General features: G+C 70.3%; 22 protein-coding genes. 10 read left to right on the top strand and 12 right to left on the bottom strand.

The features are described 5' to 3' along the window. Window positions 1-5: 5 nt before the first annotated feature. Window positions 6-818: a ferredoxin Fer gene (fer, locus tag Hrr1229_RS14985; RefSeq protein ID WP_123112148.1), complete on the bottom strand. Its 813-nt coding sequence runs from the start codon at window positions 816-818 to the stop codon at window positions 6-8. 202 nt (window positions 819-1,020) lie between these two features. On the opposite strand from fer, the gene Hrr1229_RS14990 reads away from it, so the two are divergent. Then, on the top strand, window positions 1,021-2,391 hold the full coding sequence (locus tag Hrr1229_RS14990; protein WP_123112147.1) for a geranylgeranyl reductase family protein: 1,371 nt from the start codon (window positions 1,021-1,023) through the stop codon (window positions 2,389-2,391). Between the two features lie 159 nt (window positions 2,392-2,550). After that, window positions 2,551-3,303: a response regulator gene (locus Hrr1229_RS14995; RefSeq protein ID WP_123112146.1), complete on the top strand. Its 753-nt coding sequence runs from the start codon at window positions 2,551-2,553 to the stop codon at window positions 3,301-3,303. Window positions 3,304-3,405: 102 nt separating this feature from the next. Here the strand turns inward: Hrr1229_RS14995 and Hrr1229_RS15000 are convergent, their stop codons facing one another. The 4 genes from Hrr1229_RS15000 to Hrr1229_RS15015 form a co-directional block, all read right to left on the bottom strand. Beyond that, a complete protein-coding gene (locus tag Hrr1229_RS15000) occupies window positions 3,406-3,708 on the bottom strand; it encodes a hypothetical protein (protein WP_123112145.1) in 303 nt (100 codons plus the stop codon). A 50-nt stretch (window positions 3,709-3,758) separates the two neighbouring features. Beyond that, a complete protein-coding gene (locus Hrr1229_RS15005) occupies window positions 3,759-4,037 on the bottom strand; it encodes a winged helix-turn-helix domain-containing protein (RefSeq protein WP_123112144.1) in 279 nt (92 codons plus the stop codon). Between the two features lie 117 nt (window positions 4,038-4,154). Next, entirely contained in the window at window positions 4,155-5,435 is a 1,281-nt protein-coding gene (locus Hrr1229_RS15010; RefSeq protein WP_123112143.1) for an amidohydrolase, read from the bottom strand. Between the two features lie 92 nt (window positions 5,436-5,527). Next, complete coding sequence (locus Hrr1229_RS15015) at window positions 5,528-5,860, bottom strand: uS10/mL48 family ribosomal protein (protein WP_123112142.1); 333 nt, start codon at window positions 5,858-5,860, stop codon at window positions 5,528-5,530. Between the two features lie 161 nt (window positions 5,861-6,021). On the opposite strand from Hrr1229_RS15015, the gene Hrr1229_RS15020 reads away from it, so the two are divergent. The 3 genes from Hrr1229_RS15020 (at window position 6,022) to Hrr1229_RS15030 (ending at window position 7,859) form a co-directional block, all read left to right on the top strand. After that, the gene (locus Hrr1229_RS15020; RefSeq protein ID WP_123112141.1) at window positions 6,022-6,468 is read left to right on the top strand and encodes a bis(5'-nucleosyl)-tetraphosphatase; all 447 of its coding nucleotides are present in this window, start codon (window positions 6,022-6,024) and stop codon (window positions 6,466-6,468) included. A 116-nt stretch (window positions 6,469-6,584) separates the two neighbouring features. After that, entirely contained in the window at window positions 6,585-7,628 is a 1,044-nt protein-coding gene (locus Hrr1229_RS15025; protein ID WP_123112140.1) for a DUF5787 family protein, read from the top strand. A 21-nt stretch (window positions 7,629-7,649) separates the two neighbouring features. Further along, complete coding sequence (locus tag Hrr1229_RS15030; protein ID WP_123112139.1) at window positions 7,650-7,859, top strand: hypothetical protein; 210 nt, start codon at window positions 7,650-7,652, stop codon at window positions 7,857-7,859. 60 nt (window positions 7,860-7,919) lie between these two features. Here the strand turns inward: Hrr1229_RS15030 and Hrr1229_RS15035 are convergent, their stop codons facing one another. Next, window positions 7,920-10,991, bottom strand: coding sequence for an FAD-binding and (Fe-S)-binding domain-containing protein (locus Hrr1229_RS15035; RefSeq protein WP_123112138.1), 3,072 nt, complete (start codon window positions 10,989-10,991; stop codon window positions 7,920-7,922). Window positions 10,992-11,126: 135 nt separating this feature from the next. On the opposite strand from Hrr1229_RS15035, the gene Hrr1229_RS15040 reads away from it, so the two are divergent. From Hrr1229_RS15040 to Hrr1229_RS15050, 3 genes are all read left to right on the top strand, one after another. After that, complete coding sequence (locus tag Hrr1229_RS15040; RefSeq protein ID WP_123112137.1) at window positions 11,127-11,714, top strand: LUD domain-containing protein; 588 nt, start codon at window positions 11,127-11,129, stop codon at window positions 11,712-11,714. Then, on the top strand, window positions 11,707-13,941 hold the full coding sequence (locus Hrr1229_RS15045; protein WP_123112136.1) for an LUD domain-containing protein: 2,235 nt from the start codon (window positions 11,707-11,709) through the stop codon (window positions 13,939-13,941). The genes Hrr1229_RS15040 and Hrr1229_RS15045 overlap by 8 nt, the downstream gene beginning before the upstream one ends. A gap of 100 nt (window positions 13,942-14,041) precedes the next feature. Then, the gene (locus tag Hrr1229_RS15050) at window positions 14,042-14,353 is read left to right on the top strand and encodes a PRC-barrel domain-containing protein (RefSeq protein ID WP_123112135.1); all 312 of its coding nucleotides are present in this window, start codon (window positions 14,042-14,044) and stop codon (window positions 14,351-14,353) included. Here Hrr1229_RS15050 and Hrr1229_RS15055 read toward each other — a convergent pair. The 5 genes from Hrr1229_RS15055 to Hrr1229_RS15075 all read right to left on the bottom strand — a co-directional run bounded on the left by Hrr1229_RS15055 (window position 14,350) and on the right by Hrr1229_RS15075 (window position 16,861). After that, entirely contained in the window at window positions 14,350-14,676 is a 327-nt protein-coding gene (locus tag Hrr1229_RS15055; protein ID WP_123112134.1) for a hypothetical protein, read from the bottom strand. The two genes, Hrr1229_RS15050 and Hrr1229_RS15055, sit on opposite strands and share 4 nt — an antisense overlap. Before the next feature lie 112 nt (window positions 14,677-14,788). Beyond that, complete coding sequence (locus Hrr1229_RS15060) at window positions 14,789-15,202, bottom strand: hypothetical protein (RefSeq protein WP_123112133.1); 414 nt, start codon at window positions 15,200-15,202, stop codon at window positions 14,789-14,791. Window positions 15,203-15,204: 2 nt separating this feature from the next. Beyond that, a complete protein-coding gene (locus Hrr1229_RS15065) occupies window positions 15,205-15,897 on the bottom strand; it encodes a hypothetical protein (protein WP_123114814.1) in 693 nt (230 codons plus the stop codon). A gap of 99 nt (window positions 15,898-15,996) precedes the next feature. Next, a complete protein-coding gene (locus Hrr1229_RS15070) occupies window positions 15,997-16,557 on the bottom strand; it encodes a thioredoxin family protein (protein WP_123112132.1) in 561 nt (186 codons plus the stop codon). Window positions 16,558-16,597: 40 nt separating this feature from the next. Next, window positions 16,598-16,861, bottom strand: coding sequence for a hypothetical protein (locus tag Hrr1229_RS15075; RefSeq protein WP_158606057.1), 264 nt, complete (start codon window positions 16,859-16,861; stop codon window positions 16,598-16,600). A gap of 95 nt (window positions 16,862-16,956) precedes the next feature. Here Hrr1229_RS15075 and Hrr1229_RS15080 point away from each other — a divergent pair, with 95 nt between their 5' ends. Both Hrr1229_RS15080 and Hrr1229_RS15085 read left to right on the top strand, forming a co-directional pair. After that, window positions 16,957-17,142 carry a hypothetical protein gene (locus Hrr1229_RS15080; protein WP_123112130.1) on the top strand — a complete coding sequence of 62 codons (186 nt, stop codon included), beginning with the start codon at window positions 16,957-16,959 and terminating at the stop codon, window positions 17,140-17,142. A 49-nt stretch (window positions 17,143-17,191) separates the two neighbouring features. Then, window positions 17,192-19,756 carry a PAS domain S-box protein gene (locus Hrr1229_RS15085; RefSeq protein WP_123112129.1) on the top strand — a complete coding sequence of 855 codons (2,565 nt, stop codon included), beginning with the start codon at window positions 17,192-17,194 and terminating at the stop codon, window positions 19,754-19,756. A gap of 106 nt (window positions 19,757-19,862) precedes the next feature. Here Hrr1229_RS15085 and Hrr1229_RS15090 read toward each other — a convergent pair whose 3' ends face one another. After that, window positions 19,863-20,261: an OsmC family protein gene (locus Hrr1229_RS15090; protein WP_123112128.1), complete on the bottom strand. Its 399-nt coding sequence runs from the start codon at window positions 20,259-20,261 to the stop codon at window positions 19,863-19,865. Window positions 20,262-20,306: the final 45 nt, after the last annotated feature.

Here is a 20,306-nt window from a genome sequence, read left to right on the forward strand (position 1 = left end):
GTCGCTCAGTCCGACGCCGATTCCGCGGACCCGTCGCCGTCAGCCAGCGAGGGGAGCCGCAGGTCGGCGAACTCGGATAAGTCGCCGACGCCGGTGACGACCCGGACCTCGTCGGTGACCGGGACGCCGACGCAGGAGAGCCGGGCGTTCGTCTCCCGGATCTGCGCGTCCGAGAGCACCGACTGCCCCGGCATCGCGACGTCGCCGTCGACCACGATGACGGCGCAGTTCGAGCACGCGCCGCCCCGACAGGCGTACGGCCACGACCGGCCGCCGCGCTCCGCGGCCTCGAGGATCGACTCGTCGGGTTCGACGAGGAAGCGGCCGTACTCGGGCAGCCCGAGGTCCGACTCCGCCGCTTTCTCGAAGAGGTCCGGGTCGTTGAGCGACCAGCCGCGCTCGGTCATCGCGTCGTGGTCGAGGTGGTACACCGTGGAGGGCTCGCCCGTGACGAGGGGCTCGACCCCGCCCTGCGCGTACCCGCGGATCACGCCGGCCGCCTCGGAGACGGGGCGGTCCGACAGCTCGGCGAACCACTCCTCGACCGAATCGACCGTCAGGTTCGACTCCTCGGCGACCGCCTCGATATCGGCCCCTTCGAGCCGGGCGATCTCCGCGACGTACCCCGGCGAGTCGAGCGCCGCGATCGTCTCCTCGACCGACTCGGTCGACCGACCGTACCACGACGCCAGTTCGCCCGTTCCGATCCCCTTGTCGTACGCCACGGCGAGCATCAGCGCCGCGGTCGTCTCCCCCTCGCGGACCTCGTCGAGCCACTCCCGGAGCCGCTCAGTGTCGACGTGTTTGAGTCCGGTCATATCCGACGCCACGGAGCCGTTCCCGATAAAAACGAGGCCAGAACAGTAAGGTACCGATCTGGTGTCGGAGCCGGCGCTTTCGGCGAGGTGAACGGCCTCGACCGACCCGCCGTCGACCGGCTATCCACGGGGCTCGTGTTGGTCGAGAGGGGACCGAATCGGGAACAAAGAGTTTTGCCACCGGGGGAACGACCCACGTGACATGACCATCGACGAGTACGACGTCGTCGTGGCCGGCGCCGGGACCGCCGGCTGTTACGCTGCCGCGACGATCGCGAACGAGGGGCTCGACGTCGTCATCGTCGAGCGGAAAGACGAGGAGGAAGCCGGACACATCGCCTGCGGCGACGCGCTGAAGGGCGCCGACGCCTTCCCGGAGGCCATCCCGAAGGAGCGCCTCGAACCGGCGTTCACGAACACCGGCGTCGACCACGGGCGGTTCGAGATCCCGCAGGAGGACACGGTCCTCGAGATCCCCGTCCCGGGCGAGCTCGCCGTCATCGACCGCTGGGAGTACGGGCGCCGGATCATCGCGGGCGCGGAGGACGCCGGGGTCGACTTCCACTACGACACGGTGATCAACGACGTGATCCAGACCGCCGACGGGCGGGTCACGGGGGTCCGCGCGAAGCGCAAGGGCGACCCGGTCACCTACGAGGGCGACATCGTCATCGACGGCGCCGGGTCGCTGTCGCTGCTGCAGGACAAGGCGGACTTCGAGGGGACGACGTTCGACACCAACGTGCGCTACTCGCAGTTCTGCTCGGCGTACCGCGAGATCGTCGAGGTCCCCGAGCCGGTCGAGTGGGACGACGCCCTGGTGTTCAAGGCGACCGACCGCGCCGCCGGCTACCTCTGGTACTTCCCGCGGACGAGCACCGAGATCAACGCCGGGCTCGGCTTCCAGATGAACGAGGAGCCGATGCAGCTCGTCGAGGCGCTGAAACGCGACCTCCGGAACCGCCCCGAGTTCGAGGGCGCGACGGTCACGGACAAGCTCGGCGCCGCGCTCCCCACCCGCCGCCCGTACGACTCGGCGGTCGCGCCGGGGTACATGGCGGTCGGCGACGCCGCGGGCCACGTCAACCCGACCACCGGCGGCGGCATCGCCGGCGCGGCGTACGCGGGCAAGTACGCGGGCGAACAGGCCGTGAAGGCGGTTTCCGACGGCGACGTGAGCGAGGAGAACCTCTGGCGGTACAACACCCGCGTGATGGATCATTTCGGCGGCCGCTACGCCGGGCTCGACGTGTACAACGTGCTCTCGACCGCCGTCGACGTGGACGACCTGATGGGACTGCTCGCCGCGCTCCCGGGCGAGAAGCTCGCGGAGGCGTTATACGAGGGCTCCACGTCGATGTCGTTCGGGCTGAAGCTGAAGGCGGCGGTCAAGAGCTTCGGCTACTGGGGGACGATCCGGAACTTCTACCAGACGAAGACGCTCGCGGACGAGCTGCTGGCGCACTACGAGTCGTACCCGACCAGCCCGGCCGCGATGGCCAACTGGACCGGCGAGCGCGACGCGATCATGGACCGGATCTACGAGACGACGGGCGCCGACGCGAAGTACTGAGCGGGGCGGTCGGTCCACGCCGGGTTCCGGTACCTCGGCCGCATTTATTTCGTTTTCCGGCCGGGTGATGTATCATAACGCGCGTTCGGGTTTGACCGTTCATAGATAACATGAGTCGCGCTACGCTCATGAGCGCCCGTCAAGTATTCATTCGCAATCATGGAATCGACAGACCGCCTCTCAATCCTCCATGTCGACGACGACCCCCAGTTAGGCGACCTCGTGAAGACGTATCTAGAGCGCGATGCCAGCGGTATCGACTGTTCGGTTACGGTCGAGGAGAACCCCGAGCGGGCGTTGGAGCTCATCGACTCCGCCGACCCCGCGTACGACTGCGTGATCAGCGACTACGACATGCCGCAGATGGACGGGATCACGTTTCTCAGAGCGGTTCGCGAGGCGTCTCCGGAACTTCCCGTGCTGCTCTTTTCGGGCGAGGAGACCTCGGACATCGCCGCCGAGATCATCCAGGCGGGCCTCACTGATTACCTGCGCAAGGGGTTCGGGACCGACCAGTACACGATGCTGATTCGGAGGGTCAGCCACGCCATCGACTCGGACGGCGAGTTCGATCCGGAGACGGACACCGAGCTTCACGGCGTCGGAATAATCGGACCGAACGAGCAGTTCGAAGCGGCGGACGAGACGTACGCGTCGCTCTACGGGTACACCACGGCCGAGCTCGAGGGGAAGTACTGGACCGAGCTACACCCCGATCACGAGGTCGAACACATCCGTACCCACGTGTTCCCGGTCGTTCGGGAGGGCGGCAAGTGGACGGGTCGCAGCGAGGGGCTCCGCGCGGACGACTCGACGTTCACCGAGTCGAAGATGGTCACGGCCACGGAAGACGGCCGGCTGCTGATCGCCGTCTCCGAACTCGACGACTCGACGCTGGACACTCGGGAGTAGACCCGCCGCGCGACCGGTCCGAGAGTCGGGGGCGGAGAGGGTCCTGCACTGACCGTGGCGCGAGGGCGTCGGGAGGCTGTCGCCCGCGACGGACCCGCCCGCTCAGTCCCAGGTTACCCACAGCAGGAACGCCAGCGCGACCGTCTGGAACACGTGGACGACGACGTTTGCCCGCCACGCCAGCGACGGCATGTCGGTCGCGAACCAGCCGGCGAGCACGGGATGGTATACGTAAAAATACAGCGAGAGCGCGTTCTGCGCTAAGAGTACGACGCCGAACGCCGCCAGCCCTATCGAGTGTTTCGACCGGAACGTCAGGTAGTTCCGCGCCCACACCCACGTGAGCGCGACCAGCATCGCGACGTTGACGGCGACGCTCACGCGCGCGATGTCTACCCACCGCATCGCTCACACCCCGCGAGCGCCGGCGCGGTCACACCGCGGGCCCGTGGCGGTCATAGCGCGAGCCCCTCGGCGATCTCCTCGACGAGGTCCCAGTGCCGACGGGTCCCCTCCGTCGGGTAGTACACCGTGCCGTAGCCGTCTCCGGTGCGCTCGACCACGTCGTGGTCGCGGAGCACATCCAGGTGGTGTCGCACCGTCGTGTAGTCGAGATTGAGGTGCTCGGCCAGCTGGTTCGCGTTCCGCGGGCGATCGTCGATCGCCCTGAGGATCCGGACTCTGTTCGGGCCGCCGCGGGTGCCGGTGAGCACGTACCAGAGGGCGGCCTCCATGTCCGAACTGAGGGGCTCGCGGCGCCTAAACCTACCGCCGGAGGAAGCGTTCACGCCCGGCTCGGCCGTCTCACGAGGGGGTTCGGAGCCGGCGGCGCTCCCGGTCGACGCGTCGCCTCACGGGCTCGTCTCGGCGACCCGTAGGATCGCCCCGCTCAGCACGTCGATGCCGACCGCGATGTCGTCCTCGACCACGTCGAAGGTGCTCGTGTGGTGGCCGCCCGGGTGATCGGTGCCGACGCCGACGTAGCAGGCGAGCCCGCCGTTCTCCTGGACCGCCTGCATCAGGTAGGTGGCGTCCTCGGAGCCGCCGAGGTCGTCGCTGTCGACGACGTTCGTGACGCCCGCGGTGTCGCCCGCGACGTCGCCGACGATCCCGGCGAGGGCGGCGTCGCTGGTCGCGCTCGGGGCCTCCCCCTTCGTCGCCACGTCGACCTCGCAGTCGTGCATGCCGGCGGCCGACTCGAGGATGCGGTCGGCGTGCTCGGACATGTACGCGGCCAGCTCCGTCGTCGCCCCCCGGAGCTCCCCCTCGATGTACGACTCCTCCGGGATGATGTTCGTCGCGGTGCCGCCGCCGACGAGCCCGGCGTTCACTCGGGTCGGTCCGTCGGCGTGGCGGGGGATCGCGTAGAGGTTCTGGACCGCCGCCGCCATCGCCTGCACGGCGTTGCGCCCCTGCTCGGGCCGCGCGCCGGCGTGGGACGGCTCACCGGTGAACTCAGCGAGGAAGTGCCGCACCGCGAGGAACCCCTCGACGCCGCAGACGACCTCGCCGGAGGGGTGATCGAGGCCGACGTGGACGGCGTAGAGGTAGTCGACGTCGTCGAGGTGTCCGGACTCGGCCATCGGCTTCCCGCCGGCGACCTGCTCCTCGCCGGGCTGGAAGAACACCTTCAGCGTGCCGGAAAAGTCGGAGTCGAGCACCGCGTCGAGCGTCCCGAGCCCCATCGTCGCGTGGGCGTCGTGACCGCACGCGTGCATGAACCCCTCGTGCTCGGAGCGGAACCCCTCGGCGACCGGCGCGTGGCCGGCGTCCTCGGACTCGCGGATCGGCAGCGCGTCGATGTCGACGCGGAGCCCGATCACGGGGCCGTCGCCGCGCTCGACGACGGCGACGCAGCCGGTGTAGCCGCCCGAGAGCTCGTCGACGACGTCCGGGTCCGCGCCCGCGTCGCGGGCCCGTCGCTCCCACTCGGCGAGCTCGTCGTCGTCGGGGACGTTCATCCGGTCGTCGGTCGCGAGGGCGTCGCGCCCGACGTACAGCTCGGTCAGGTCGCGCTCCCGGAGCTCCCCGACGATCCGGGCGGTGGTGTAGAACTCGCGCCACGCCGGCTCGGGGTGGCGGTGGAGATCGCGGCGGAACTCGCGGTACGCGTCGGATTCGAGCGCGCTCATAGCCGAAGGTGGCCGCGAGCGTGCTTAAAAGGTCGCGTGGCGGAATCGGGCGGTCGCGGTCGCCGAGCGCCCCCGCTCGGCGGTCGAACCGATCAGTCCCGGCGGTGACCGAGCGGCTTCTTCTGATCGACCTCGACCTCAACGTGGATCGAGTCGGGGAAGTCGCGGCCGACGACCTCGCGGGCGATGTCGTCGGCGCCGTGGATCTCCATCGAGCGCTTGTAGACGGAGTAGCTCCACGGGGAGAACTCGTCGCCTGCGCGGAGTTGTTTATAAAGGGGTACGCGGACGGTCTCGGCGGGCGCGGCGTGCGGGCCCTTACACTCCGCGCCCTTCCGTTCGAGGGTCGACTTGAGCTCCTGGACCGTCTCGGCGAGCACGTCGCGGTCGCCGGAGGCGAAGGAGAGTTTCGTGACGAAGGTCATGGCTGGGGGGTCGTCCGCCCATGGTTGCCGGAGGAGTAAAAACGCATCTACCCGCGAGTCCGCGGGATCGGCGGCGACCCAGCTCGATCGGGGATCCGTCGCCGGCCCCTGCGTTCGGAACTCCGACACGCTCTTTAAGGGTGCTCGCTTACCTGACGGTAATGACGGTCGAAGCGACCAGCGCTGGAGCCATCCTCTTCCGCGACACCCGCGGCGAACGGGAGTACTTGCTCCTGAAGAGCCGACCGGGGGACTGGGAGTTCCCCAAAGGCGGGGTCGAGGGGGACGAGGAGCTCCAGCAGACGGCGATCAGGGAGGTGTCGGAGGAGGCCGGGATCGAGGATTTCCGGCTCATCGACGGCTTCCGCAGGGAGTACGACTACGTGTTCGAGGCGAACGGCAAGACCATCCACAAGACGGTTCACCTGTTCATCGCGCGCTCGTTCGAGGCGAGCGCCGAGATCTCGAACGAGCACCGCGACCTGCAGTGGCGCGACTACGACCAGGCGCTCAACACGATCACCCAGAACGGGCCCCGCGAGATCCTCGATGACGCCCACGACTACCTCGACGAGCGGAAAGACGAGGAGACCGGCGACTACGTTTGAGCGGCCGCTCCGCTCCGAAACGGGCGAGCGCCGAGCCGGCGACGGCGCCCGGCTGGCCGCGGGGGCGACTCGCGTTCCGGCGGTTCGTTTTTAAACGGTCCCGCACTACTGCAGCCGTGACTCCGGACGCCGAGTTCGGCTACGAGCTCCTCGTCTGCCGGTACGCCGAACTGGCGTGGCACCCGAGCGACGGCGCGCGCCCCGCGCTCGTCGCCCGCCAGCTCGGCACCGCGGAGCGCCGCTGGGACACGGTCGTGATCGAGGTCGACCCCGCGGCGTTCGCGGCGCGGCGCGCCTTCGGCGACCGGACCATCGACTCCGACCTCCTCCACGTCGTCCGCCACGCGCCCGCGGAGTGGGCGTGGTACCGCGACGCGCTCCCGCACCCCGGCTACCCCTGGCGGTACGTCCGGCAGGCGGTCCACCGCGCCGCGGGGCGGGACCTGATCGAGAAGCGCCGCCGGAACAACCGCATCCAGCTCCGCCGGAAGCGACCGTACCCCGACTGGGTCGAGCGGATCGTCGCGATCGAGAACAAGCCCGACCTGGACCGCTCCGCGGCCGACCGGCTCGCCGACCAGCTGGAACACGACGTCGAGGCCGCCCTCGCCGACGAGGCGTGGCTCGCGACCGAGACGACGGGCGAGCGCGTCGAGCCCGCCCTCCTGCGCGAGATGCCGGTCGAGGCAGGGATCCTCGCGACTGACTTCTCCGACGGCGTCCGCGCCGAGGCGGGCGACGTGGCGTGGCACCCGAGCGACCTCTCTCCCGGCGGGGCCGGTGCGACGGACGGACCCGGAGGCAGCGGTGAGTCCTCCGATCGCGCCGGCTCTCGCACCCCCGAGACCGAGACCCTGCGGCTGGAGATCGCGGAGCGCGCCTACGGGAAGGGGTGGCGCTCGTATCACGAGACGATGCGCCCGGACTGCCGCCACTTCGAACTCCGCCGTGAGGGGCGGTCGCTCGTCCCGCACTGCGCGACGAAGGAGAAGGTCCCGACCGCGCGCGAGTGTTCCGGCTCCTGTCCGTCGTTCTCGCCCGAGCCGCCCCAGTGGCGGACGAAGGGATGGCCCATCGAGGGCGGTCCCGGGAAAGGGGTCACGCGGCTGTTGGCTCGGCGGCGAGAGCGAGAGCGCGAGGCGGTCGACGCATTCGAGTGACTGCGCCTCGCAGGCAACCGCGTGAAGTTCCCGACCCCCTCCCCGTTCGAGTACGCGGCGCGGACGGCGCTCGTGGTTCTCACCGTCGCCGTCGTGCGGTACACCGGCTTCCTCCTCGACGAACCCGGCGGGCTCGATCCGGTGTTTCTCGCCCTGGTCGCCGTGACGTATCCGGCCTTCTCGTACCTCCTCGCGCTCATCGCCGCGAACGTGAAACGCGTTCCGGAGTGAGGAGCGCGCCGGGCTCCGCGGGCCGGGGCGCTCGCCGTCGGGCCCTGATAGCGTCGCCGCTTACGCCAACGCCGCCGCGAGCTTCTCCACCGGGTGCGGCGGCTCGGGGGCGTCGCCGTCGCGCTCCTTCAGCTGGGTCCGGCAGGAGGCGCCGGGCGCGACGACCTCGTCGCCGTCGCTCTCGTCGACCTGGTCGAAGAGGATCCGACCGATGGCCTTGCTCATCGAGTAGTGCTCGGCCTCGTAGCCGAACGAGCCGGCCATCCCGCAACAGGAGGAGTCGAGCGGGTCGACGCCGTAGCCGGCGCGGCGGAGCACGCCGACGGCGTGGTGGTCCTTCTTCGTCGCCTTCTGGTGGCAGTGCCCGTGGTAGGTGAGCGACTCGGTGGGCGCGTCGAGGGCGAGCGCCTCGTCGAGCCGATGGGCGTCGACGTACTCCATAATCCCGTACGTGTTCTCGGAGACGGCCGCCACGTCGGCGTCGGGCACGTCGCTGGCGTCGCCGTCGAGCAGGTCGTGGTAGTCCGACTGGAGCATCACGGCGTCGGTCGGCTCCACGACGACTACGTCCCAGTCGTCGCGGACGTCGGGCGCGAGCGTCTCCACGGCGTCCCTCGCCGCCGCGCGCGACTCGTCGAGCATCCCCTTCGAGTGCGGCGGGCGCCCGCTCCCGTCGACGTCCGGGATCCGGACGTGGCAGTTCGCGGCCTCCAACACCCGGACCGCGGCCTTCCCCGCGCCGGGGTTCGTGTAGGTGGTGTACACGTCGGGGAAGAGGAGGACGTCGCGGTCGGCCTCGGCGCGGGGGACGCCGGCGCCGCCGCGGGCCTCGAACCAGTCGGTCAGGCTCTCCGAGCGGAACGTCGGGAGGTCGCGCTCCTTCGCGATCCCGAGCGCCTTCTCCATGACGAGGCCGGCGCCGGGGAGCTTCCCGGGGAGGTTCGAGAGCGGCGCGAGCTTCGAGCCGAGCGGCGCGAGCGACTCGAAGTTCCCGAGCAGCCGGGTCCTGAGGTCGATCCCGTGCTCCTCGTGGTGGGCGTGCTCGACCTCGGCCTTCAGCTTCGCCATGTCGACGCCGCTCGGGCAGTCCTTCTTACACCCCTTACAGCCGACGCACAGATCCATCACCTCCGTGACGAACTCGTCGTCGGTGGGGTCGTCCGGCAGCTCGCCGCTGATGGCGCCGCGGAGCATGTTCGCCCGGCCGCGGGTCGCCTGGATCTCCTCCTCGGAGGCGCGGTACGTCGGGCACATCACGCCGCCGGTCGTCTCCTGGGGCCCGCGACAGCCGCCGCAGCCGTGGCAGAGCTCGACCATCCCGCGCATCCCGTTGTCGACGGCCCACTCCATCGCGGGGTCGAAGGCGGCGTCGTACTGGTACTCCGAGTCGAACCGGAGGTTCGAGCTCATGTCGAAGTCGCCGCAGACGTTCCCGGGGTTGAGCAGCCAGTCGGGGTCGAACGCGGTCTTGAGGTCGCGGAACGACTCCCAGAGCTCGTCGCCGTACAGCTTCCGGTTCCACTGGGTCCGGGCGTGGCCGTCGCCGTGTTCGCCGGAGACCGACCCGCCGAGCCGGACGACGGCGTCGGTGACGCGGTCGGCGATGTCGACCATCGCCTCGACGTCCTCGACCTCCTTCGTGTTGATCAGCGGGCGGATGTGGAGCACGCCGGGACCGGCGTGCGCGTAGAACGTCGCGAACGTGTCGTTGTCCTCGAGGATCTGCTGGAACTCGCGGGTGTACTCGGGGAGGTGCTCCGGGGGGATCGCGCAGTCCTCGATGAAGGAGATGTGCTTCTCGTCCGTGGTTCGCGACAGGAGGATCGGGAGGCCGGCCTTCCGCATCTTCCAGAAGCGGTCGCGCTGCTCGGGGTCGTGCGCCTCCATGGCGTCGACCGCGCGGCGCGGCTGGCTCGTCACGTCGGCGGCGCCCTCGGTCGGGTCCGCCTCCGTCTCGGGGCGCGACCGGTCGTCGGTCGCGCCCACCCGGTCGGCGACGAGGTCGGCGACCTTCTGTTTCCCGTTCGCGTCGCTATCGGCGTAGAACTCGACGAGGAGGACGGAGTTCGTCCCCTCGGGTAACATGCCGACCACGTCCTCGAACTCCGGGGTGTCGGCGGCGAGCCCGAGGAGGACGTCGTCCATCACCTCGACCGCGGCGGGGTCGTGCTCGAGGATGGGCGACACGTCCTCCATCGCGTCGAGGAGGTCGTCGTACGTCAGGAGCGCGACCGCCTTCGTGTGGGGGATCTCGACGAGCGAGACCGTCGCCTCGGTGACCGTCGCGAGCGTCCCCTCGCTGCCGGCCATGAGCCGGGCGAGGTTGACCACCCCTTCCTCGCCGTACTCGCCGCGGTACTCGTCGAGCAGCCGGTCGAGGTTGTAGCCGGAGACGTTCCGCTTCATCTCCGGGAACCGCTCGTCGATCTCGCCGGCCTCCTCGTCGAGGATCCGGACGACCTCGGCGTGGATCCGCGGGAGCAGTTCGTCGGCGTCGGGGTCGGCCGACTCGCGGAGGTCGTCGACGGCGACCTCGCCGAACGCCGTCACCGTCCCGTCCGCGAGCACGACCTCCGCCTCCTCCACGTAGTGGTCCGTCTTCCCGTACTTCAGCGAGTGCGCGCCGGTCGAGTTGTTGCCGATGGCGCCGCCGACCGCCGACTTGTCTCGCCACGCCGGGTCGGGGGCGAACTTCAGCCCGTGGGGCTCGACCGCCGCGTTGAGGTCGCCCACGTACGCGCCCGCCTGGACCCGGGCCTCCTCCGCGTCCGGGTCGGTCGAGAGCACCGCGTCCATCGAGTCGGTGAGGTCGAGGACGACCGCCTCGTTGACCGTCTGCCCCGCGAGCGACGTGCCCCCGCCCCGCGGCAGCACGGGGACCCCCTCGGCGAAGCAGTACTCCTGGACCGCCGCCACGTCCGCGGTCGACTCCGGCATCACGACGCCGATGGGCGTGACCTCGTACGCCGAGGCGTCGGTCGCGTAGAGCCGCTTCGAGTAGTCGTCGAACCGCACGTCGCCGTCCACCCGGCGCTCGAGCGCGTCCACGAGCTCCGGCCGATCGGTCTCTCCCCCGGTGTAGTCGAAGTCCCCCCCGTCTCTGGGGTCCGGATCCGGCGTGTTGGTTGCCATGGGAGACCATCACGGTCGAACTATGAAAAATCCCCTGACCCCGACGGGAGCGCGGGAATCCGGCGACGGCCGCCGGAATCGTCGGCGCGCGGGAGCCGGCGCAACACCCATATATATCCCCTTGAATGATGACGTATGTCAGCCGCCGACCGCTCGACGTTCAAGCGTCGACTCGACTCCCTCGGCGTCACCGTCACCGAGGGGCCTGCGAGCGAGTGTGAAGACCTGGTCGACGAGGCCGCCGGCGACCCGGCTGTCGGGGTCGCGCTCGCCGAGGAGGGCGACGACGCGGACGAAGGGTCGATCGCGCTCCCGGACCGAGTCGCGACCGACCCGACCACGGCCGAGCTCCGCGCGGCCCACACCGGGGTCACGGACGCGTCGCTGGGCGTCGCCGAGTACGGGAGCGTCGCGATCGAGGCAGACACCGCCGGCACGGAGCCGGTGAGCCTCTTCGTCGACCGCCACGTGGTCGTCCTCCGCGAAGGCGACCTCGTTCCGGACATGCCCGACGCGTTCGACTGGCTCGGCCCGAAGGCGCGCGACGAGTCGGTCGACGTGGTGTTCGCGACCGGCCCGAGCGCGACCGCCGACATGGGCGGGCTCGTCCACGGCGCGCACGGGCCGAAAGAGGTGCACGTGGTGCTGTTGCGGGGGGACGACGCGGGTGCGGACGAAAACGCCGATACCACGTCCGACTCGGAGGTGACCGCCGATGAGTAGCGACGCGTCGAAGGGCGAGCGCATCCGCGAGCTGATGGCCACCGAGGGCGACGCGGTCGCCGAGAACACCCGCGGCTTCAATCAGGGGCGGATCGAGTCGACCGGGCGGCTCGACGACTACGAAGAGCTGAAGGCCGACGCCCGCGAGATCAAGGAGGACGCGATCGCTCGGCTCCCGGAGCTCATCGACGAGGTGCGAGAGACCGTCGAGGCCAACGGCGGGACCGTGTACGTCGCCGACGACGCCGCGGACGCGAACCGGTACATCACCGAGCTGACCGCGGAGCAGCGCGACGCCGACCGCCTCGTGAAGTCGAAGTCGATGACCAGCGAGGAGATCGAAGTGAACGAGGCGCTGGAGGCCGCGGGCGTGGAGGTGGTCGAGACGGACCTCGGCGAGTGGGTGCTCCAAGTCGCCGACGAGGCGCCCTCCCACATCGTCGCGCCGGCGATCCACAAGTCCCGCGAGGGGATCGCGGAGCTGTTCGCGGAGCGGTTCGACCCGGAGGACCCGCCGGAGACCGCCGAGGAGCTCACCATGTTCGCCCGCGAGCGGCTCGGGGAGCTGATCGAGGACGCCGACGTGGGGATGACCGGCGCGAACTTCATCGCGGCTGACTCCGGTACCATGCTGTTAGTCACCAGCGAGGGCAACGCCCGGAAGACGGTGACCGCGACGGACACCCATATCGCGGTCGCGGGCGTCGAGAAGATCGTCCCGACCGTCGAGGAGTTCGCCCCCTTCGTCGAGCTGATCGGGCGCTCGGGGACGGGACAGGACGTGACCTCCTACATCTCCACGCTGACCCCACCGGTCGACTCGCCGGTTCCGGACTTCCGGAACGACGCGGACCCGCTCGCCGACGGCTCGGGCGACGACCGCGATTTCCACCTCGTCCTCATCGACAACGGCCGAATGGCGATGCGCGACGACGAGCAGCTGAAGGAGACGCTGTACTGCATCCGGTGTTCCGCCTGCTCGAACGCCTGCGGGAACTTCCAGAGCGTCGGGGGCCACGCGTTCGGCGGCGAGACGTACTCCGGCGGGATCGCGACCGGCTGGGAGGCGGGCATCGAGGGGCTCGACACCGCCGCCGAGTTCAACGACCTCTGTACCGGCTGTTCTCGCTGCGTCCCCGCCTGTCCGGTCGAGATCGATATCCCGTGGATCAACACGGTCGTCCGCGACCGGATCAACCGCGGCGAGGCCGACCCCGGACAGACGGACTGGATGTTCGAGGAGTTGGTCCCGGACGAAGAACCCGGCGGGCTCGACCTGCGAACGCGCCTCGTCGGCAACTACGAGACGCTGGCGAAGTGGGGGAGCCGGACCGCGCCGGTCGCGAACCGGCTCGCCGACGCGGGGCCGGTGCGCGCGATCGCGGAGCGCGTCGCCGGGATCGACCGGCGGCGCGACCTGCCCGAGTTCGCGAGCGAGTCGCTCGTCGACTGGTTCGATGCCCGCGGTGGCCCCCGGGTTCCGGTCGACTCGGCCGAGCGCGAGGCCGTGCTCTACCCCGACACGGCGACGAACTACGTCGACGTCGACCGCGGGAAGGCCGCCGTGCGCGCGCTGGAGGCGCTCGACGTCCACGTGCGGATCCCGGACCTCCCGGGGAGCGGCCGCCCGCCGCTCTCGCAGGGGATGATCGCGACCGCCGAGTCGGCCGCCGAGGACGTGTACGCCGGGCTCGCGACCCACGTCGACGCCGGCCGCGACGTGGTCGTGATAGAGCCGAGCGACCTCGCGATGTTCCGGAGCGAGTACAAGAAGTTCCTCCCCGAGGCCTCCCACGAGCGACTCGCCGAGGCCAGCTACGACGTGATGGAGTACTGCTTCGGCCTGCTGGAGAACGGCGGGGACCCGGCCGCGCTGCGCGCGCCGGCCGAGGGGACCGGCCCGGTGGCGTCCGGGACGCGCGTCGCCTATCACCCGCACTGTCAGGCGCGGACGATCGGCGTCGGCGAGCACGCCACCGCCGTCATGGAGGCGCTCGGCTATGACGTGCGCGTCTCCGACACCGAGTGCTGCGGGATGGCGGGCTCGTTCGGGTACAAAAGCGACTACTACGAGCTGAGCATGGACGTCGGCGAGCCGATTCGGGAGCAGTTCGGCGACACCGACCGCACCGTCGTCGCCGCCGGGACCTCCTGCACCGAGCAGATCGACGCGCTCCTCGGGGACGCGCCGATGCACCCGGTCGAGCTGGTCGCGCCGCGGGAGTGAGGCCTGCCGGGGGCTGATCCCGCTAACGCCCGCTCCCCGCGTCTGACGGACGTCGTTCGACAACGAACGCTTAATAGGCGCGCTCGTGACCGTATGGCATATGAACGCGGCTCCACAGGAGATCACGTCGCTCGTCGGTCGTGAGGTGTACTCGAACAACGGTGTCTTCGTCGGGGAGATCGAGGACGTGCGCCTCGATCTGGACGCGCGGTCGGTGACCGGACTCGCGCTTGCGGAGCTCAACCGCGAGCTGTTCGCCGGGCGCGTCGACGGGAACAGCGGCGTCATCGTCCCGTACCGCTGGGTCCGGGCCGTCGGCGACGTCGTGCTCATCAACGACGTCATCGAGCGGCTGGACACGGGCGGCGACGAGAACGAGGCCGAGGTCGGCCAGTCCGCGGGATCTAGTTAAAAGGGGAGCGCGTCGCGCAGGCTGGCTAAGACGCCGCCGCCTTCGCGCCGCTCGCGGTCGAACACGGGGTACAGCGCGTCGAGGAACTCGGTCTCGTTCTCGAACTCGGTCTGTGGCACCTGTTCCAGCGCCTCCGAGAGGCGGATCGTCCGGCCCTTGGCGTCGTAGGGGATCTCGCTGTCGTCGAGCGCGTCGACGATCTCGTCGCCGGTCGCGGGGAACGAGACGCCGGCCTCCTCGACCCGCTCGTCCAGCACGGCGATGCCGAACTCGATCGCGTCGGGCTCCGAGGAACCGCCGCCGCCGGGTGGGCGTGCTGCCATCGCACCGACGTACTCGCTCGCTCCTTTTTAAACCCATGCTCGCGCGACGGCTCGCTCGCGGGGGCCTCGCGCGCGTACCGCGACCGCGCCGGGGTCGAGTTCCCCGGGCGGCTCACTCCGGGAGCGACTCTTCGGGCGGGACCGCGTCGAGCACGGCGAGCTCCATCCCGTCGCCGGAGCGGTCGAACGCGGCGACCGTCTCGTCGTCGTACGGCGGGACCGCGACGAGCACGACCGCGGCGAGATCGTCGGTCTTCGACACGCCGAGGAACCCGTCGGGGTGCGAGAGGAACCGCGCGCCGCCGTGGCCCGCCGGGGTGCCGAGGTCGACGCCGAACACCGCGTTCACCGACCCGCCGACATCCGGGGTGAAATGCGTCAGCACCGGCGTCTCCGGGTCGAGTTCGGTGTCGACCTCGAAGTCGCCGGCGCGCGTCGCCGACAGCCGGAGGTTCGTCTCGCCCGGATCGCGCTCCGCGGCGCGTTCGAGCAGCACCGTCAGCAGGTCGCGGGTGACGTGGATCACGCTCAGATCCCGATCGCGGACCGGAGCGTCTTCACGTAGAGCCCCGGCGCCTTCCCCCGCGAGTTCGAGAGCGCGTCCTCCACCGCGATCGCCGCGCCGTCGAGCACGCCGACGCCGTGACCCACCAGCACGCGGTCCGGGTCGTGGCCCGAGAGCGCCTCCGTCGGCGGCGTCAGCCTGAGCATCGGATGGACGCCGATCCGCTCGCGGTCCCCGCGGAAGTACGACGAGGAGCCGAGCGACTCGGGGACGATCAGGGTCTCCCCGTCGAAGAAGCCGGCCTCCTGCCACGGCGGCAGCGAGGAGTCGCGGATCCGGAACGCCTCGAAGCCGGTGTCGGCGAGCCGGTCCCCGAACCGCTCGACGGGGGCGTTGAGCTCCCTCGCGACGCCCGTCATCCACTCGGGGACCCACACCGAGACGTCGTGACGGGTCGCGATCGCGGCGCTGTCCCGCTTGTGTCGGTCGAGGCCGACGACGACGCCGGCGACCGTCCCGAGCTCTCCCAGCAGGTCGTCGAGCCCGGGGGCGTCAACAGGATCGAACACCCAGACGTCGTCGGTCTCGCTCTCGTCGTTCGGGACCGCGATCGCGTGGCTCGCGCGCTCCATCGTCTCGTCGGGGTACGCGATCCAGCCGACGCCGCCGTCGAACCGATCGATCTCGTGGAGGTCACCGTCGCCGTCGCCTTTCATTCCCATACCGACGCTTCGGCCCGGATCCCTTTCAACCCGTCTCCGGCGGTGAGGGAACCGGTCTCGCTCGCGCCGGGACGCCGCGGGCGCCGCCGACGCCTACGCCTCGGGCCACTTGATCGAACAGCCGCGGGAGGGGCGGTCCGGGATATCGACGCTTTCGCCCGCGAGCACCGACTCCACGGCTGCTCTGACGTAGAACTCGGTCGGCTCGTCGTCCGGGTCGAGCGCGTCGTCGAGCCGGCCGTGATACCGGAGCCGCCACGCGTCGCCCTCGCGGCCGAACAGGAACGGGTCGGGCGTACAGACCGCGCCGTACGCCTCGGCGACCGCGCCCGTCTCGTCGCGGAGGTACGCGTCGTAGGCGATCGCCCCGTCGGCGACCCGTTCGCGCATCGCCGCAAACGAGTCCTCGGCGTACTCGTCGGCGTCGTTGGGGTTGATCCCGACGACCGCGAGGTCGTCGTGCTCGGCCGCGAGCTCGTTGAGCAGATCGAACTTCGCCTGCGCGTACGGGCAGTGGTTACAGGTGAAAACGACGAGCAGCGCGTCCGCGTCGAACGAGTCGAGCGCGTGCGTCTCACCGTCGACGCCCGGCAGTTCGAAGTCGGGGGCCGCGTCGCCGCGGTCGAGCGCCGAGTCGGACTCTTTCATCACCATGCGAGACGCTACCGGCGGCGGAAGGAAAACGGTTCCGCGGTCACCGCCGCCCGAACACCCGCGCGAGGGCGCGGGCCGTCCCGAGCGCGGCCAGCCAGCACGCCGCGAACGCGAGCGACGCGGCGAGCGAGGCCGCGAGGGCCGGGAGCCCGGCGACCGCAGCGACCAGTCCGGCAGCCGTGGCGAGGATCGCCGCGACGGCGGCGAGTAGGCCGCGAGCGGCTCGGACCGGCCGGACGTCCCGCGCCGTGTTCGGTCCTCGCGTTTGCCCCGGTCGTCGTGCTCGCCCCTCGCTCGGTCGCACGGGGACGCTGGCCTCGCCATCCCTCCTAAACCCTCGGACCGTCCGCGGACTGCCGCCGACTCAGGGCTTTTGAGCGCGGCCCGCGTAGCGGACGCATGTCAACCCATGAGCCGAACTACCGAACGCTCCGGCTGCTGTGCGCGAACGCCGCCGGCATGGCCGGCTTCCTGCTGGCGTTCGCGGTGGGTCGGGAGTTCGCGCTCGCGCTCGTCGCGGGACTCGTCGTCGCCGCCATCGGGTACGTCGCGTCGAGCGCGGTCGTCGAGTACGCGGGAGGGTGACGGACCGAAGCGGAACGATTAACATGTCGGAAAATGCGTACAAACACGAATGACAGGAGGGGACGGAGACGGTTCGACGGCGATCGCGGCCGGAGAGAGCTCGCCGCCCTCGATCCGAGTCCTCCTCGTCGACGACGAGCCGGGGTTCGCGGACACCGCGGCGTCGCTCGTCGAGTCACGCGACGACCGCTTCGAGGTGACGCCGGAGACCGACCCGAGCGAGGCGCTGGCGGCGACCGAGTCGGGCGCGTTCGACTGCGTCGTCAGCGACTACGAGATGCCCGGGACCAACGGTATCGAGCTCCTAAAATCCGTCCGGGAGCGACGCGGCGACCTCCCGTTCGTGCTGTTCACCGGGAAGGGGTCCGAGCGGATAGCCGGCGAGGCGGTCGCCGCCGGCGCCGACGGGTACCTCCCGAAGGACGCCGCCGAGGACCCGTACGACGCGCTCGTGTCGCGGGTCGCGGGCGTCGTGTCTGAGGCGCGGCCCGACCGCCGGTTTACGGAGCACCTCGACCGCATGACGGACGCGTTCTGCGAGATCGACGCGGAGTGGCGGCTCACGTACCTCAACGAGCGGGCCGCCGAGATGCTCGAACGCGACGCCGGCGACTTGCTCGGCGACCAGATCTGGGAACGGTTCCCCGCGATCCGCGGGACCCTTCTCGAGGAGGAGTTCAGAGCGGCGATGGCGGACGGCGAACAGCGGGCCTTCGAACGCCGCTTCGAGGCGATCGACGCCGACCTCGCCGTCGACGTCTACCCCTCGGAGACCGGCCTCTCCGTCTACTTCCGCGACGTGACCGAACGCAAGGAGCGCGAGCGGGAGCTCCGCGAGCTCTCGGAGCGGCTTCGGCTCGCGGTCGAGGGCGCCGACGTCGGCGTCTGGGACTGGGACCTCCGCACCGACGAGGTCCGGTTCGACGAGCGGTGGGCCGAGATGCTGGGCTACGACCGCTCCGAGATCGCCTTCGAGCTCTCGGAGTGGGAAGACCGGGTGCATCCGGACGACATCGACGAGGCGTGGGCGGCGCTCGAGGCCCACTTCGCCGGCGAGACGGAGTACTACCGGTGCGACCACCGGATGCGGTCGAAGTCGGGCGAGTGGGTGTGGATCCGAGACCGCGGCCGCGTCGTCGAGCGCGACGCGGACGGCGATCCGGTCCGCGCGGTGGGGATCCACATCGACGTGACCGAGGAGAAGGAGCGCGAGCGCGACCTCGAACGCTACCGGCGACTCGTCGACGAGCTTCCCGACTGCGTGGCCGTCTACGACGCCGACGCCCGATTCGAGCTCGCCAACGACCGCATCACAGCGGTGTACGATACGCCCCGCGAGGAGCTCATCGGCCGACGGAGCCGGCTGATCCGGCGGATCCGCGAGACCCGAGACGGCGACCCGTTCGCGGCGCTCATCGAGGGGGACCGCGAGACGCTGTCGGGGACGGTCGAGATCGAGTTCCCCGGGCGGCCGGAGACGATCGTCGACTACGGGCTGCGCCGCCTCGTCATCGACGGGGAGTTCGACGGCGTCCTGGGGATCTCCCGCGACGTGACGGACGACCGCCGCCGCCAGCGCCGGCTCGAACGCACCTCCGCTCGGCTCGAGGCCCTCTACGACGGCTCGCCGGACATGATCGACATCCACGACGAGACGGGCGAGATCGTCGACGTGAACCGGGTGATGGCGGCGGAGTTGGGTTACGATCCCGAGGAGCTCGCCGGGATGAAGGTGTGGGACGTCGACCGGGAGATGGACCCGGAGGCGGCGATCGAGATGTGGGACGAAATCGAGATGGACGAGACGATCCGGCTGGAGACGACGTTTGCGCGGGCCGACGGCACGGCGTTCCCCGTCGAGGTCCACGTGCGCCGGATCGACGTCCACGGCGAGGACCGGTTCCTCGCCAGCAGCCGCGACATCTCGGAGCGGAGGGCGTACGAGGAGCGGATCGAACGCGAGAACGAGCGGCTCGACGAGTTCGCCTCGATCGTCTCGCACGACCTCCGGAACCCCCTCAACGTGCTCTCCGGCTACCTCCGGCTCGCGAGGGAGACGGGGAGCGGCGACTACTTCGACCGCTGCGAGCACGCCCTCGACGAGATGGAGCGGCTGATCGAGGACGTGCTCACGCTCGCCAGACAGGGCGACGCCGTCGGACCGGTCGAGCCGGTCGCCATCGGGGAGCTGGCCGACCGGTACGACGCGGACGAGTTCGGGTCGGTCGAGGGCGTCGGAGCCGGGAGCGACGGCGAGGCCGACGCGGGCGACGTCGACGTCATCTTCGAGGCCGACGGCGAGGTGCTCGCGGACCGCGACCGCCTGAAGCGACTGCTGGAGAACCTCTTCCGAAACAGCGTCGAGCACGGCGGGGTCCGGGTCGTCGTCGGCGACCTCGAGGACGGCTTCTACGTCGCCGACGACGGGCCGGGGATCCCCGAGGAGCAACGCGACGAGGTGTTCGAGAGCGGCTACACCACCTCCGAGACGGGCACCGGGTTCGGGCTCGCGATCGTCGAGCGCATCGCCGAGGCCCACGGCTGGGAGGTGACGCTGACCGAGAGCGAGTCGGGCGGCGCGCGCTTCGAGTTCCGCGGGGTCGAGCGGCCGTGAGCGACCGAGCGACGACCGTAGACGGAACTCGGGAGCGACGACCACAGGCGTCGCTCGTGCGTGCGGCGGTGGCGGCTACGAAAAGCGGTCGGCGTCTCGGACGCCCTCAGAACGCGCCCGGATAGACGCTCACGTCGGCGCGGAGCTCGTCGCGGAGCGCGCTGTGGACGTGACAGATGCCCTCTGCCCGCTCGGCGATGTCGGAGGCGGTCTCGTCGTCGAGGTCGGCCTCCACGTGGACGTCGAAGGCGATGGCCGACAGGTCATCGTCCTCGTCGAGGTCGGCGCTGGCGTCGATCTGGATCTTGCCGAGGTCCTCCTCGCCGCGCTGGCTCCCGCCCACGCGGAAGGCGGGGAGGTAACAGGAGGCGTACGTCGCGACGAGCGCGGCGTTCGGGTTCGGTCCGGTCTCGTCGGTCGCGTCGATCTGCAGGTCGAAGTCGCCGACCTGGCTCGTGCAGGCGTACCCCTCCTCGGAAACGGTGGATGTCTCGATGTCTACCATAGTCGTTCTCTGGTTCGGTCTGACGGGGATAAAGGTTATCGGCAT

Origin of the sequence: Halorubrum sp. CBA1229 (genome assembly GCF_003721435.2) — an archaeon.
Lineage (GTDB): Archaea > Halobacteriota > Halobacteria > Halobacteriales > Haloferacaceae > Halorubrum.

Bases quoted from the DNA above. Each gene is read 5' to 3' on its own strand.
- fer (WP_123112148.1), bottom strand. From the start codon at position 818: ATGACCGGACTCAAACACGTCGACACTGAGCGGCTCCGGGAGTGGCTC.
- Hrr1229_RS14990 (WP_123112147.1), top strand. From the start codon at position 1,021: ATGACCATCGACGAGTACGACGTCGTCGTGGCCGGCGCCGGGACCGCC.
- Hrr1229_RS14995 (WP_123112146.1), top strand. From the start codon at position 2,551: ATGGAATCGACAGACCGCCTCTCAATCCTCCATGTCGACGACGACCCC.
- Hrr1229_RS15000 (WP_123112145.1), bottom strand. From the start codon at position 3,708: ATGCGGTGGGTAGACATCGCGCGCGTGAGCGTCGCCGTCAACGTCGCG.
- Hrr1229_RS15005 (WP_123112144.1), bottom strand. From the start codon at position 4,037: ATGGAGGCCGCCCTCTGGTACGTGCTCACCGGCACCCGCGGCGGCCCG.
- Hrr1229_RS15010 (WP_123112143.1), bottom strand. From the start codon at position 5,435: ATGAGCGCGCTCGAATCCGACGCGTACCGCGAGTTCCGCCGCGATCTC.
- Hrr1229_RS15015 (WP_123112142.1), bottom strand. From the start codon at position 5,860: ATGACCTTCGTCACGAAACTCTCCTTCGCCTCCGGCGACCGCGACGTG.
- Hrr1229_RS15020 (WP_123112141.1), top strand. From the start codon at position 6,022: ATGACGGTCGAAGCGACCAGCGCTGGAGCCATCCTCTTCCGCGACACC.
- Hrr1229_RS15035 (WP_123112138.1), bottom strand. From the start codon at position 10,991: ATGGCAACCAACACGCCGGATCCGGACCCCAGAGACGGGGGGGACTTC.
- Hrr1229_RS15040 (WP_123112137.1), top strand. From the start codon at position 11,127: ATGTCAGCCGCCGACCGCTCGACGTTCAAGCGTCGACTCGACTCCCTC.
- Hrr1229_RS15045 (WP_123112136.1), top strand. From the start codon at position 11,707: ATGAGTAGCGACGCGTCGAAGGGCGAGCGCATCCGCGAGCTGATGGCC.
- Hrr1229_RS15050 (WP_123112135.1), top strand. From the start codon at position 14,042: ATGAACGCGGCTCCACAGGAGATCACGTCGCTCGTCGGTCGTGAGGTG.
- Hrr1229_RS15055 (WP_123112134.1), bottom strand. From the start codon at position 14,676: ATGGCAGCACGCCCACCCGGCGGCGGCGGTTCCTCGGAGCCCGACGCG.
- Hrr1229_RS15065 (WP_123114814.1), bottom strand. From the start codon at position 15,897: ATGAAAGGCGACGGCGACGGTGACCTCCACGAGATCGATCGGTTCGAC.
- Hrr1229_RS15070 (WP_123112132.1), bottom strand. From the start codon at position 16,557: ATGGTGATGAAAGAGTCCGACTCGGCGCTCGACCGCGGCGACGCGGCC.
- Hrr1229_RS15080 (WP_123112130.1), top strand. From the start codon at position 16,957: ATGTCAACCCATGAGCCGAACTACCGAACGCTCCGGCTGCTGTGCGCG.
- Hrr1229_RS15085 (WP_123112129.1), top strand. From the start codon at position 17,192: ATGACAGGAGGGGACGGAGACGGTTCGACGGCGATCGCGGCCGGAGAG.
- Hrr1229_RS15090 (WP_123112128.1), bottom strand. From the start codon at position 20,261: ATGGTAGACATCGAGACATCCACCGTTTCCGAGGAGGGGTACGCCTGC.